This window comes from Streptomyces sp. NPDC002564 (assembly GCF_042889645.1).
In the GTDB taxonomy this organism is placed as follows: Bacteria; Actinomycetota; Actinomycetes; order Streptomycetales; family Streptomycetaceae; genus Streptomyces.
Genome location: NZ_JBIARE010000011.1, coordinates 165,084 through 178,181 on the forward strand (window position 1 = coordinate 165,084; position 13,098 = coordinate 178,181).

A 13,098-nucleotide genomic window follows, 5' to 3' on the forward strand; every position below is an offset into this window, starting at 1 on the left:
AATCGATGCACGTTGCCCCGAGGGTCTCCCCCGCGAAGGATCGGCGACAAGGCCGACCGCCCGACCCGAACTGCCCCGGAGTGGGAGATGCGGCCCACGGGCAGAAGGAGCCGCCGCCATGATCGCCAGCCATCCGGCCCACGAGAGCGCCCGCGCCCCGGGCGGTGCGGCCACCGCGGACCACGAGGACCTGGTCGCCGGTTTCATGGCCGGGGACGAGGACTGCCTGGCCGCCGCGTACAGCAGGTGGGGAGCGCTCGTGAACACCGTCGCCCGGCGCTCGCTCGGCGACGCGCGCGAGGCGGAGGACGTCACCCAGCAGGTCTTCATCGCCGCCTGGCGCGGCCGGGACGGCTTCTGCCCCAGCAGGGGGACCCTGGCGGGCTGGCTCGTCGGGATCACCCGGCGCAAGGTGGCCGACGCGCTGTCCGCGCGGACCCGCCGGGCCGCCCTCGTCGACGCCGCGGGTTCCGCCCTCGCGGTGCGCGCCGAGACCGCGTCGCCCTTGGACGGCGTACTGGACCAGGTGCTCGTGGAGCACGAGCTGAGCCGCCTGCCGGAACCGCAGCGGCAGGTCCTGCGCCTGGCCTTCTACGACGACCTCACCCAGCCGCAGATCGCCGTGGTCACGGGGTGGCCGCTGGGCACGGTCAAGAGCCACGCCCGGCGCGGTCTGCTGCGGCTGCGCCGCGCCTTCGAGAGCGGGGGCGAGGTGGGGGCGGTGCGCTGCCTGCGCGCGTGAGGGGCGGGGTCCCGCCCGGGCGGGAGGGAGCCGGGCACGGCGGTCGCGTGCACGGGTCGCCGGGGGCGCTCTATAGGCTGCTCGCGTGGCACTTTCGGAAGAACCAGCACCTGAGAGCGGTACGGCGACGGACCTGTTGTCGTTCGCGGTACAACTGCGCCGCATGAACGGCGAGATCAACCGTGTGGTGCACGCGTTCGCCGCGGGACACGACCTGCATGCCACCGACGTCCAGGCGCTCGGCGCCATCCTCGACGCGCAGGAGCCGATGACGCCGGGCCGGCTCAGGGCACACCTCGGACTGACGTCCGGTGCGGTCACCGCCTGCCTGGACCGGCTGGAGCGGGCGGGCCACATCCGCCGGTCGCGGGAGAGCCAGGACCGCCGGGTCGTGCACCTGCACTACGAGGACGGGGCCCGCGCCGCCGCGCGCACCTTCTTCCAGCCGCTCGCCGTCGCCACGGAGAGCGCCCGCACCCGCTTCAGCCCCGAGGAACTCGCCGTCGTCATGCGCTTCCTCACCGAGCTCAACGGCGAACTGTCCGAGATCCGGCGCCCGGCCGCCGATGCCCCCCGCGCCGATCGCGCGTCGGGCGACCGACGCGACTGACTCGACTGGCCCGACTGGCTCGACTGGCTCGACTGGCTCGACTGGCTCGACTGAACTCAGGCTCACCTGGCTCGACTGAACTCAGGCTCGCCGAGGGGGCATACGATCCGCCCTTCGGGGCATTTGATTCAATCATTGAGATTGTTTTTCGTTGAGATTGTTGTTCCTGCATCAACAGGTCGAGGAGACCCATGTCCTCAGGCACCCGCCTCGCACGCTGGCTCGTCCCCGTCGTCCTGCTCGTGGCGTGGCTCGGCATCGGCGGAACGCTCGGCCCCTACGCGGGGAAGCTGGGTGAGGTCGCCACCAACGACCAGGCCGCCTTCCTCCCGCAGAACGCCGAGTCGACCCAGGTGATCGACGCGCAACGCGCCTTCGACCGGGACGAGTCGCTCCCCGCCGTCGTCGTATGGACCGCGGACGGTTCCGCCGGAGCGGGGCGACTGGACCGCGCCCAGCGGGACGCCGCGACGCGCGCCCTGCGCTCGCTGGACGACGCGCCCGGCACCACGGGCCGCGCCTCGCCCGCGCTGCCCTCCAAGGACGGGCGCGCGCTCCAGGGCGTCGTGCAGTTGCGGCCCGACCTGGGCGACGAACTGCCGACCGCCCTCGACCGGGTCAGGCGGGCCGCGTCACAGGTGTCCGGCACGGACGTGCAGCTGAGCGGCCCCGCGGCCAGCCAGGCCGACCTGTCCGACGCCTTCGCCGGCATCGACGGCCTGCTCCTCGGCGTCGCCCTGGCCACCGTGCTCCTGATCCTGCTGCTCGTCTACCGCAGCCTGCTGCTGCCCTTCGTCATCATCGTCGGCGCGGTGTTCGCCCTCGGCCTGGCCTGCGCGGTCGTCTACGTCCTCGCCGATCACGACGTCGTCCGCGTGGACGGCCAGGTGCAGGGCATCCTGTCGATCCTCGTGATCGGCGCCGCCACCGACTACGCCCTCCTGCTCACCGCCCGCTTCCGGGAGGAACTCGCCCGCTCCGAGGACCGCACGGCCGCCATGCGTGCGGCGCTGCGCCGTTCCTTCGGCCCGATCGTCGCCAGTGGCGCGACGGTGGCCCTCGCCCTGCTCGCGCTCCTCCTCAGCGACCTGACGAACAACCGGGCCCTCGGCCCGGTCGGCGCCATCGGCATCGCGTGCGCCGTGCTGAGCGCGCTGAGCTTCCTGCCCGCCGCGCTCCTGCTGCTCGGGCGCGCCGCGTACTGGCCCGCCAAGCCCCGCACCCCGCGGGACGGATCCGACGGGCACGGCGTGTGGGGCAGGGTCGCCGCGCTCGTGGACCGGGCACCGCGCAAGGTCTGGGCCGGCACGCTCGCCGCGCTGTGCCTGTGCGCCGCGTTCGCCCCCGGCCTCACCTCCAAGGGCGTGCCGCTGGACGAGATCTTCGTCAACGACGCCCCGTCCGTGGCGGCGCAGGAGACGCTGAGCAGGCACTTTCCCGGCGGCTCCGGCAACCCGGCCGTCGTCATCGCCGACGCGGCCCGCCTCGACCGGGTGACGGCGGCGGCCACCGGGACCGAGGGAGTGTCCGACGTGTCGGCCCTGACCGCGTCCGGCCGTCCCGGGGCCGGAAAGCCCCTCGTCGTCGACGGTCGCGTACGCCTCGACGTGACGCTCGACGACCCCGCGGACAGCGACGCCGCCAAACGGACCGTGGTCCGGCTGCGCGACGCCGTGCACGGCGTGGAGGGCGCCCGGGGGCTGGTCGGCGGGTACACGGCCCAGCAGTACGACACCCAGAAGACGGCGGAGCACGACCGCAAGCTGATCGTCCCGGTGGTCCTGGCCATCATCCTGGTGATCCTCGTCGGGCTGCTGCGCTCCCTGCTGACGCCGCTGCTCCTGGTCGCCACGGTCGCCCTGAACTTCGTCGCGACGCTGGGAGTGTCCGCGCTCGTCTTCGAGCACGTGCTGGGCTTCAGCGGCACCGACTCCTCCGTACCGCTGTACGGGTTCGTCTTCCTCGTCGCCCTCGGCGTGGACTACAACATCTTCCTCATATCCCGGGTCCGCGAGGAGTCCGTGCGCCACGGCACCCGCCAGGGCGTCCTGCGCGGGCTCACCGCCACGGGCGGCGTCATCACCTCGGCCGGCGTCGTCCTGGCGGCCACTTTCGCGGCCCTGGGCGTCATCCCGCTGGCCTTCCTGGTGCAGATCGCCTTCATCGTGGCGTTCGGCGTACTCCTGGACACCCTGGTCGTCCGCTCCCTCCTGGTGCCGGCACTGGTCCGTGACATCGGCCGTACCGCGTGGTGGCCGGGGGCGCTGAGCCGCTCCACGAGGGACTGAAACGCCCACCCCGAGCGGACGGACACCGGGCCCGGACGGTGCGCGATCGGCCGCGCCGCCGTCCGGGCCCGGTCGATCCGCGCTGGTCACATGGGGTGAAACGGGCGGGCGACTCGTGTCCCGGGGCACGCCGGAGCACGTTGTGGGGGTGTGAGTAGATCAAGCACCGCCCCGATACTGCCCGTCACCACAGCCCGCGCCCCCGTGCGCGACGCGAGCGCGGAGATCTCGCCCGACGTCATGGTCATCCGCTCCTGCACCACCCTCGGCACCACCCTGGTCGTCCATCTCGCCGGGGAGATCGACCACGACACCGTGAGTCCGCTGCGCGCCCTGGTCGCCTCGGCCGCGGCCGACGGCTACACCGGCCTCGTCCTGGAGACCCAGCACGTCACCTTCTGCGACTCGGACTTCCTGGCCGTCCTCGACTGGTGGCCCCGCCGAGGCCGCCGCCTCAGACTCGCCACCCGCTCCCGCGCCGTCCGCCACCTCCTGGACGTGGCCGCCTCACTGCGGCCGTCCGGGCCGTGGCAGCAGGGGTGAGAGCGGCGCGGCGCCGCTGACCGCGCCGGTCCACGGGGCGGGGAGTCTCCCGTACGGCCGACTCCCCGCCCCGGGCCGGCCCAGGCTGGGCAGCGGGAACGGCGGGGCTCGCCGGTGTTCCGTGCGCGTCGCGGGCGCACGATGTCTCGATCACGGCCGCCGAATGAAACTATCGGGGGATGTCTGACTTGATCATTGCCGCCTGTGACGGTGCGGCGAAGAAGAATCCCGGGCCCGCGGCCTGGGCGTGGGTGGTCGCCGACGCCGACGGCACCCCGCGGCGGTGGGAGGCGGGCCCCCTGGGCCACTCCACGAACAACGTGGCCGAACTGACGGCGCTGGCCGAGCTCCTGGAGGCCACCGATCCCGCGGTGCCCATCGAGGTCCGCATGGACAGCCAGTACGCGATGAACGCGGTCACCAAGTGGATCGCCTCCTGGAAGCGCAACGGCTGGCTGACCGCGTCGAAGAAGCCGGTCGCCAACAAGGAGCTCGTCGTACGCATCGACGCGCTGCTGCAGGACCGTGCGGTGACGTTCCGGCACGTGGCCGCGCACCGCGTGGACGGCGACCATCTCAACGCGATCGCCGACGTCGCGGCCAGTGACGCCGCGACCTCCCAGGAGCCCGCGGGCACCCGCCACGGCGCCCGGGAGATTCCCGAGCCGCGCGCGGAGCGCATGACCGCCTCCCCCGCGGGGCGTACGGCGAAGAAGACGGCCGCGCGCCCGAAGAAGGCCGGTTCGAGCGCCGTCATCAAGGCCAAGTACCCCGGCCGCTGCCACTGCCAGAAGCCGTACGCCGCCGGGGAGAAGATCGCCAAGAACGCCCACGGCTGGGGCCACGTCGAGTGCCGGGACGCCGCGGACGACTGACCCGCCCCCGACCGTCACGGTTCCGGTCGCTCCTCCCCGTTTGGTCACTCCTCCCCGACGGACGCAGCGCGCCGGCTCGGACTCCTCGAGCCGGCGCGCTGCGTCGTGCGGCACGCCGAACCCCGACCCGAACACCGCCCCGGGCGACGTCGGGTGATCCGGCGTCAGGGCCCGTTGTCAGTGCCTCCCTCTAGAGTGAAATCACTCGGAAAGCTTCGGAGAAGGAGCAGAATCATGCCCGCCAACAGAATCCAGCACAAGGTGAATCACGTCGCGCTGGTAGTGGACTGTTCTGGTTCCATGCGTCCGCACCAGCATCAACTGGTGCGCGTGGTCGACGAATTCGTCGCGGGGCTGAAGGCCGAATCGGACAGCCTCGGCCACGAGACGCGGATCAGCCTCTACTCCTTCGACCACCGGGTGGAGAATCTGGTCTGGGACATGGACGTGAAACACCTCCCGTCCATGCGCGGCCTCTACCAGGTGAACAACGGCGCCACCGCCCTCATCGAGGCTTCCCTCAAGTCCCTCGACGACCTGGGACACATATGGGAGGAATACGGGGAGCACAGTTTCCTCCAGATCGTCGTGACGGACGGCGAGGAGAACGCCTCCGGCGGCGACCGTCGCCACGACGGCGACATGCGCATCCTCGGCCCCTGGCTCGACCGGATCTCGGCCAAGATGGGCGGACTCCCCGAGCACTGGACGTCCGCGATCCTCGTGCCGAACTCCCTGGCCAAGCGGACCGCACAGAACTACGGCTTCCCCGCGGGGAACATCGCCATCTGGGACGCGGACTCCCAGGAGGGCGTCGAGGAGGCCATCGGCACCGTGCGCGCCGCCGCGACCAGCTTCCTGCGCGCCCGCGAGCAGGGCGTGCGCGGCACGAAGAACCTCTTCGCCGTCGGCCAGGACATATCCGTCGACGAGGTGCGGGCCAACCTCGACCCCATTCCCGCCGACAAGTACCGGCTCCTGAAGGTCGACAAGGAAATCGAGATCCGCCCCTTCGTCGACTCCCATCCCGGCGTCACCTATGAACGCGGCTCCTGCTACTACCAGTTGGGCGCCCGCGCCCAGGTCCAGGCGAACAAGGAAGTCGTCGTGGTGGAGAAGGACACCGATCGCGCGTATACGGGCGACGCGGCGCGAAATCTTCTGTTCGGCACGGGTATTCAAGGAACGGTATCGGTGAAGGCGGGAAACAATCCCAAGCTGGAGGTCTACGTACAGAGCCGTTCCGTGAACAGGAAGCTCAAGCCGAACACGCGCCTGCTCATCATGCTCTGATTCCCTCGCGCCGATTCTCCTCCCACTGTTTCCCGGCGCTCCCCCTGGTTTCCCTGCGCTGATTTTCCTCGTGCCGTTCCCTGCCGCAGATTCCTCTGCCGACCGCAGGATCGGCCGCGCCGAAGCCGGGCCCGGCGACCGGCGCCGGACCCGCGTCTGACGCCGCAGGCGGCTCCCACCCGGAGGGGGAGCCGCTTTCGCCTACCCCGAGGCCGGGAACGGGGCCGGTCAGGCGCCGTCCAGCACCTGCTGCACCGCCTGCTGCGCCGCGTAGAAATCGGCGTCGGACACTCCCGGATCGTCCTCGACGCGGTCGAGCCACTCCGAGATCTCCTCGGGCGTCCACAGGTCGAAACCCTTTGGAATGTCCAGCGTCGTGGTGCTCGCACGCAGCTGCTCGGCGGCCACCGCTTCCTTCACGCTGCGCGTGCTCACTTCGATCATCGTGTTTCTCCCTTCGGAACTGGTATGGAGGGGACGGTCAGGCGACCCTGTCAGAGGTTTCCCGGCGATGTCCAACCCGTCGATCCCGCGTTCGCTCCTCGCCGCGCCGACCGATTGCCGCTCGCGGGCGGAGAACGGTGCCCGCCCCCGCGTTTCCCCGGCGGCGTCGCCTCGTTGGACGAACATGACGTCCGTTCATGTGATCAAAGGCTTTACATCCGATGCGCCGCGGCCGACCGATCCGCGTCACAGCCGAAACGGTGCCGAGGGGCCGGCAGCGGCAGGCGGTCCCGAGCGGTCGGCGGGCCGCGCCGACGCCGACCGATCCGCGCCGCCCGCCCGCGGGACGGCGGCGCCCGACAGCGATCCGCCGGTCTGCTGCAACCGGTGGTCCACAGTGATCTACTGACTCCGCCGCGCCGTTCCCTCCGCGGTGAGCGCGGTGGCGAGCTGGGTCCGGGAGCGGATGCCGAGCTTGCGGTAGATGCGGCTCAGGACCGTCTCCACGGTCTTGACCGAGATGAACATCTGCTGCGCCGCCTGCTGATTGGTCGCACCCGCGCGCACGAGCCGGGCCAGCCGCAGTTCGTGCTCGGTCAGTCCGTGGGCCGCTGGTCCCGCCGGTCCCTGTGGTGTGCTCGGCCCGGACGCCCGGCCCGTCAGATGGGACAAGTGGTCGTCCGCGAGCGCGGTCCACGGGCGTGCCTGAGCGCTCTCGAAGAGCGTGCGTGCCGCCTCCCACGCGGACCGTGCGGCGGCGGCCCGTCGCCTGCGGCGCTCGACACGGCCGCGCAGCAGATGGGTACGGCCCTCCTCGACCGGCAGCCCCAGCCCGGCGAAGACGCCCGCGGCGTCGGCAAGGAGCTCCGCGGCCTCGTCGCCCGCGCCGTCCAGATGCCGGCAGAGCCCGCGGGCCCGGGTGAGCGCGGCCCGCGGCGCGGCGTGCGCGGGGTGCGGGCCGACCTGCTCCTGCATGCGCTCCAGCAGGTCGCGCGCCTGCTCCGTGCGCCCGCTCAGCGCGTACGCCTCCACGGCGTCGCCCTGCCAGCGCAGCAGAGCCGGGTCCGCCGCCCCGGACCTGGATTCGAGGTCCGCGACCTCCGCCAGCGTGCCCGCGGCGTCCTCGACACGGCCGGTGTGCAGCAGGGCCGCCCCGAGGACCCACAGACCGCGTGCCGTGTGCAGCGCGTCCCGCTCCTCCCGGGAGGCACGGACGCCGTGCGCGGCGAGGCTCAGCGCACGGGCGAAGGTGCCGCCGCAGGTCTGCGCCAGGGCTGCGGTGTACCAGGCGGGGCCCGGTGACAGGCCGGCGGCCGCCGTGAGGTCGACGGCACGGGCCGACCAGTGCAGGGCCTGGCCGCAGGCGCCGCGCCCCGCGTCGACCTCGGCGAGGCTGCGCCACAGGTCCACCAGGTCCTCCGCCTCCCCGGACTCCTCGGCGACGGGCACCAGCGGGAGGAGCAGCGTGCGCGCCTCGGTCAGCCGGGCGTCGAAGACCGCGTGGCGGGCCGCGAGGTACTGGGGGCTGTTGCGTATCCCCAGCCGGGCCGGGGGCACGGCCAGCGACAGGGCGCGTTCCAGCGTCGCGGAGGCCGCGTCGAGACGGCCGAGGACACGCTGCATCCGGGCGGTCATGGTGAGCGAGGCGGCCTCCAGCGGCACGGCACGGGACTGCTCGGCCAGCGCGGTGGCGGCCTGCGCGTGGTGCAGGGCGCGGGCGTAGTCCTCACCGGCGATGTTCTCCTGCACCGCCGTACGCAGTTCCACGGCGGCGAGCAGCGCGGGGTCGTCCGCGGCGGTCCTGCGGGCGGTGGCGAGCAGGGGCCGGGTGCCGGCCGTGTCCTGCCCGTGGGCGTCGACGACGGCCAGCAGGGCGTGCACCTGCTGGGCGGGGGTGCCGTGCTCGGCCACGATCCGGTCCGCCGCGAGCCGGGTCAGGGTCGCGGACCCGGCGGCCGCGGCTTCCTGCGCGGCCTCGGCGAGACGGTCCAGGCGCAGGTGGGGCCGGTCCGCGGGCGTGAGCCGCGCGGCGAGGAACAACAGCTCGGCCGCGCGCGGGCGCTGCCCCGCCGCGCGGGCCGCGTCCGCCGCCCGCGCCGTGTCCTCGGCGACGGCGCGGTCCGGGGACTCCTGGGCCAGGGCGGTGTGCAGGGCACGGGCGACGGGGTCGTGGGAGCTGGCGGCGAGGGCGCGGTGGATCGCGGTGCGCCGTTCCCGGGGTGCCGTGGCGGTCGCGGCGTCGGCGAGGGCCGTCGCGGCGAACCGGTGGGGCGGGGCCGTGCCCGGCAGGGCGGCACCGGCCGGGGCGTGGTGCGCGGTGTCGTCCGCGGCGAGCAGTCCGGCGTCCAGGGCGTGCGCCAGGTGGTCCTCGGCGTCGCGGCGCCCGCTGTGCCGCAGCAGGTCCGCGTCGCAGGTGCCCGCGAGCGCCGCGACCTGCAGGGTGGTGCGGACGTCGGCGGGGACGGAGCCGAGCCAGGCCGCGGCGAGGTCGCGGACCTGCCGGGGCGGGGCGGGCGGTCCGGGGCTGGCGTCGGTGTCGCCGGGCCGGGTGGCCGCGGTCGGCAAGGAGGTGAGCCAGGCGTCGAGCAGCGCCCGGTGGCCGCCGCAGTGGCGGTGGACGGGGGCCGCCCAGCGCGCGGGCAGTCCCAGCCGCGCGCAGGCCGCGGCCGTCTCGGCGAGGTCCGCGGGGGCCACGGGAAGGACGGCCGGATGCCCGCCGAGCAGCGCGGCCGCGGCGGCGGGTCGGCCGCTGGTGCGCTCGGCGGCGACGACGGTCAGCCGCGCCGGGGGCAGCGTGCGGACGGCGTAGCCGATGAGGGACGCGCTGGCGGGGTCGACCCACTGGGCCCCGTCGATCACGAGGAGGACCGGAGGGCCCTGGTCGAGCAGCCGCGTCAGCGCGAGGCGCAGTCGCAGCGGGTCGTCGGCAGCGCCTCCGTCGTGCCGGGCGAGGCCGGTCAGCTGCGCCAGGTCCCGGGCGGCGGCGTGTGCTCGTACGGTGGACCGCGCCGTCGAGGAGGTCGGCGCGTGAACCGTCGCGGGGGTGAGGCGTGGCGGTGGGACGGGCCGCGGGGTCGCCGGGGCGGTGGCGTGCGTGCCGGGGCCGTCAGGGGGTGTCGGGGCGGCTGGCGAGGCTGAGGACGTTCCCTCACCGGTCGGCGGGTCGACGTGCGGCAGCGGGACGGGATCCGGCAGCGGCGAGCCGCCGTTCCGCACGCCCGAGCCGTCGGCCGCGGGAGCTGCCGAGGGTGCCGACGCCGAGGGGTCCGCCACCGCCTCGGGGTCCGTCGGGCGCATGGCGGCGGGCGGCGCCGGGAGCGCTGGGCGGAGGGGCCCGCCGCCGCGAGGGGCCGGGGGTGCGGGCGCGGTCGGCGGCCCGGCAGCGTCCGGACGCGGCTTCGCGCCAGGGCCCGCGGACCGTCGGCCGGGCACGTCGGCAAGCCCCGCCGCCCGCGCGGCGCCGCCCGTGTCATCAGCCGAGCCCTCCCGGACGGGTACACCGGGCAGGTCCGAGCCGACCGGCAGCCCCTGCGCCAGCTCCCCCAAGCCGCCCTGCGACCCGCCCCGACGCCCCGAGGCCGCCCGCCGCACGTCGTCCGCAGCGACGTCCTCGGCGCCCGCCGCGCCCGCCGCGCCCGCCGCACCCTCCGCGCCCTCCGCGCCCTCCGCGCCCTCGGCGTCCGCCGCGCTGAGCAGTTGGACCAGTGCCCCGTAGGCGACCTCCTCATCCCCCTCCTGCGTCCGCACGCGGAGGCAGCGCCGTGCCGCAGGGCTCCCCTGTGCGGCCGACGCCCGTTCGGCCAGGGCGTCCAGCAAGGTGCTCTTGCCCGCGCCCCACGGGCCGCTGACCGCCAGGCGGCCGTCGCGCTCCAGCAGCGCGGACGCGTCGCGGACCACCGCGGCCCAGCCGTCCTCCGCCGCGCGCGCCTCGCCGTCCGCACCTGCCCGTCCTCGCACACCGGGCACCGTAGGCGCACGTCCGGTCCGCCACAACGCCCGGGCACGGCCCGCGGACCGGACAAGGGAACTCCCTGATACGTCCGCACCACCACGCAGCCCGTCACCTCGTGGTCGACAAGGGCGCGGTCGCTCTCCGAACCGGCTCCGCGCCGCACGAGCGCCCCACCCCCGCCCCTGTCATGCCCCGCCTCCGGAGCCGTCGACGACAGGGGCCTTCCCGGATACCGCCGACGCCCCGGCGCAAGGACGCTGTGGCCCGTCCTGGACCGCGCACCCCGCGTCCTCGACGGCACCGGCCCCCGGGCGGCAAGCAAGCCACGAGCCGTGCACGTCCGCCCGGACGGCACACCGCACCACGACTGACACCCCGTCACCGACGGGCCCGCTCCCCCTCCCCCGAAAGGCACGCACCCCATGCGCTCTCACTCCCACCGGCCGCTCCTGACCGGCCTCGTGGCCGCGGCGGCCCTCGCCGGGCTGGCCGCGCTGCCGGTCCCCACCGCCCACGCCGACGCACCGCCGTCGCCGGGGCCGACGACCCAGTCACCACTGCCCGCCGGACTGCGCGCCGCCCTGGCACGCGACCTCGGCCTCGACCCCGCGGGGGTCCGCGAGCGCCTGGCCGACGAGGGCCGGGCGCAGCGCGCGGCGACCGCCGTCCGCGCCACCGTCGGGGACCGGGCCACGGCGCTCTGGTTCGACGCGGCCGACGGGCGCCTGCACGCGGCCGTCACCACGGACGAGGCCGCCGCGGACGTGCGGGCCGCCGGAGCCGTGCCGCACCGGACGCCGCACAGCCGGGCCGAGGCGGCGTCGACGGCCCGGACCGTCGGCGCGTGGAGCCGCGGCGTGCCCGGCGTGCGGTCGTGGGGCCCGGACGCCCGCACGGGACGCGTCGAGGTCGTCGTCGACCCTGCCGCGTCGACCGCGGCCACCCGGGCGCTGCGTACCCGCCTCGCCTCGCTCGGCGGCCTGATACGCGTGGTCGAGTCGCACGACGTGCCGCGCCAGCAGGGCGGCGACGTGGTGGGCGGCGAGAAGTGGACGCCCGGCAGCGAGTCGCCCTGCTCGATCGGCTTCCCCGTGACGCGCACGAGCGGGGGCGGCAAGGCGTTCCTGACCGCCGGACACTGCACCAACGACGTCAACCAGCCCGCGTACGGGAAGGACGGCACCCGCGTCGGGACCTCGAACAGCAACGGCTCGGGGTCGGTCAACGCCCGCGAGGGCGACATGGGCATCGTCGACGTCGACCAGTCGGGCTGGTCGCTCGCCGGCAAGGTCGCGGGCTGGGGCAAGGGGGACGTGCCCGTGACGGGCTCGGCGGAGGCGGTCGTGGGGACGGCCATCTGTCACTCGGGCCAGACCACCGGCTACCAGTGCGGCGAGGTGACGAAGGTCGACCAGAGCGTCGACTACGGCAGCGTGGTGATCGATGGGCTGTCCTACTCCAGTGCCTGCTCGGCCGGCGGCGACTCCGGCGGCAGCTACGTCACGGCGGCCGGGGGGCGCGCCGTGGGGTTGCATTCGGGCGGCGGCAGCGCCACCTGCAGCGGTGGCAGCGGCGAGAAGTTCACGATCTTCCAGCCGGTCAACGAGGCGCTGGCCAAGTTCGGTGCCCGGCTGGTGACGTCGGACCCGCAGCCCGGCGAGGTCACCGTGGCCGCGGTGTCCGCGCAGACCGGCGTGACCGGCAGCCCGGTGGAACTGCGCAACAGCGCGGAGGGCGGCACGGCTCCCTACACGTGGAGCGCCACCGGGCTGCCCGCGGGGCTGTCCCTCGCGTCGTCCACCGGCACGGTGACGGGTACCCCGACGACCGCCGGCACGTCCCAGGTCACGCTGACCGCGACGGACGCGGCCGGGAAGAAGGGGTCCACGTCCTTCTCCTGGAAGGTGACCGCGCCGGGCACGGGCGCGCCGCAGCTGGCGAATCCGGGCAGCCAGAACGTCTACCTGGGGCGGCCGGTGAACCTGCCGTTGAAGGCGACCGGCGGCACGGCCCCGTACACCTTCGGTGCGACGAACCTCCCCGCCGGCCTGGCCGTCGACCCGAGCACGGGCGTGGTCTCCGGCACCCCCACGAGCTGGGGTTTCCGCAACGCGACGCTGACCGTGACGGACGCGGCGGGCAAGAAGGCATCGGTCAACGTCACCTTCACGGTGTGGTCCTGATGCACGGTGTGGTCCTGACACACCGGATCGGCTGAGACCGGCCCGCGAAGGGCTCCGGGGGGGGGGGGGGGGGGGGGGCCCCCCCCCGCCCCCCCCCCCGGCCCGCCCCCCCGGCCCGGGGGGGGGGGGGGGGGGGGGGCCGGGGGGGGGGGGGGGGGCCCCGGGGGC

9 protein-coding genes are annotated in these 13,098 nt (G+C 74.6%); 7 read left to right on the forward strand and 2 right to left on the reverse strand.

Annotation, left to right across the window (positions count from 1 at the left end; genetic code table 11):
* The first annotated feature begins 118 nt into the window (after window positions 1-118).
* The 6 genes from ACFYXE_RS31555 (at window position 119) to ACFYXE_RS31580 (ending at window position 6,351) form a co-directional block, all read left to right on the forward strand.
* Window positions 119-742 (forward strand): sigma-70 family RNA polymerase sigma factor, encoded by a 624-nt coding sequence (locus ACFYXE_RS31555; protein ID WP_389318458.1) that lies wholly within the window; start codon window positions 119-121, stop codon window positions 740-742.
* Window positions 743-827: 85 nt separating this feature from the next.
* Window positions 828-1,352, forward strand: a complete 525-nt coding sequence (locus ACFYXE_RS31560; protein ID WP_361178762.1) for a MarR family transcriptional regulator — start codon at window positions 828-830, stop codon at window positions 1,350-1,352.
* Between the two features lie 191 nt (window positions 1,353-1,543).
* The gene (locus tag ACFYXE_RS31565; protein WP_389318461.1) at window positions 1,544-3,640 is read left to right on the forward strand and encodes an MMPL family transporter; all 2,097 of its coding nucleotides are present in this window, start codon (window positions 1,544-1,546) and stop codon (window positions 3,638-3,640) included.
* Between the two features lie 150 nt (window positions 3,641-3,790).
* Entirely contained in the window at window positions 3,791-4,183 is a 393-nt protein-coding gene (locus ACFYXE_RS31570; protein ID WP_389318463.1) for an STAS domain-containing protein, read from the forward strand.
* 179 nt (window positions 4,184-4,362) lie between these two features.
* On the forward strand, window positions 4,363-5,058 hold the full coding sequence (locus ACFYXE_RS31575; RefSeq protein WP_389318465.1) for a ribonuclease H: 696 nt from the start codon (window positions 4,363-4,365) through the stop codon (window positions 5,056-5,058).
* Window positions 5,059-5,292: 234 nt separating this feature from the next.
* Entirely contained in the window at window positions 5,293-6,351 is a 1,059-nt protein-coding gene (locus ACFYXE_RS31580) for a vWA domain-containing protein (protein WP_361174564.1), read from the forward strand.
* A gap of 228 nt (window positions 6,352-6,579) precedes the next feature.
* On the opposite strand, the gene ACFYXE_RS31585 is transcribed toward ACFYXE_RS31580, so the two are convergent.
* Entirely contained in the window at window positions 6,580-6,795 is a 216-nt protein-coding gene (locus tag ACFYXE_RS31585; RefSeq protein WP_361174561.1) for a hypothetical protein, read from the reverse strand.
* A gap of 402 nt (window positions 6,796-7,197) precedes the next feature.
* Window positions 7,198-10,752 (reverse strand): LuxR C-terminal-related transcriptional regulator, encoded by a 3,555-nt coding sequence (locus ACFYXE_RS31590; RefSeq protein ID WP_389318468.1) that lies wholly within the window; start codon window positions 10,750-10,752, stop codon window positions 7,198-7,200.
* A gap of 417 nt (window positions 10,753-11,169) precedes the next feature.
* Here ACFYXE_RS31590 and ACFYXE_RS31595 point away from each other — a divergent pair, with 417 nt between their 5' ends.
* A complete protein-coding gene (locus ACFYXE_RS31595) occupies window positions 11,170-12,930 on the forward strand; it encodes a putative Ig domain-containing protein (RefSeq protein WP_389318470.1) in 1,761 nt (586 codons plus the stop codon).
* Window positions 12,931-13,098: the final 168 nt, after the last annotated feature.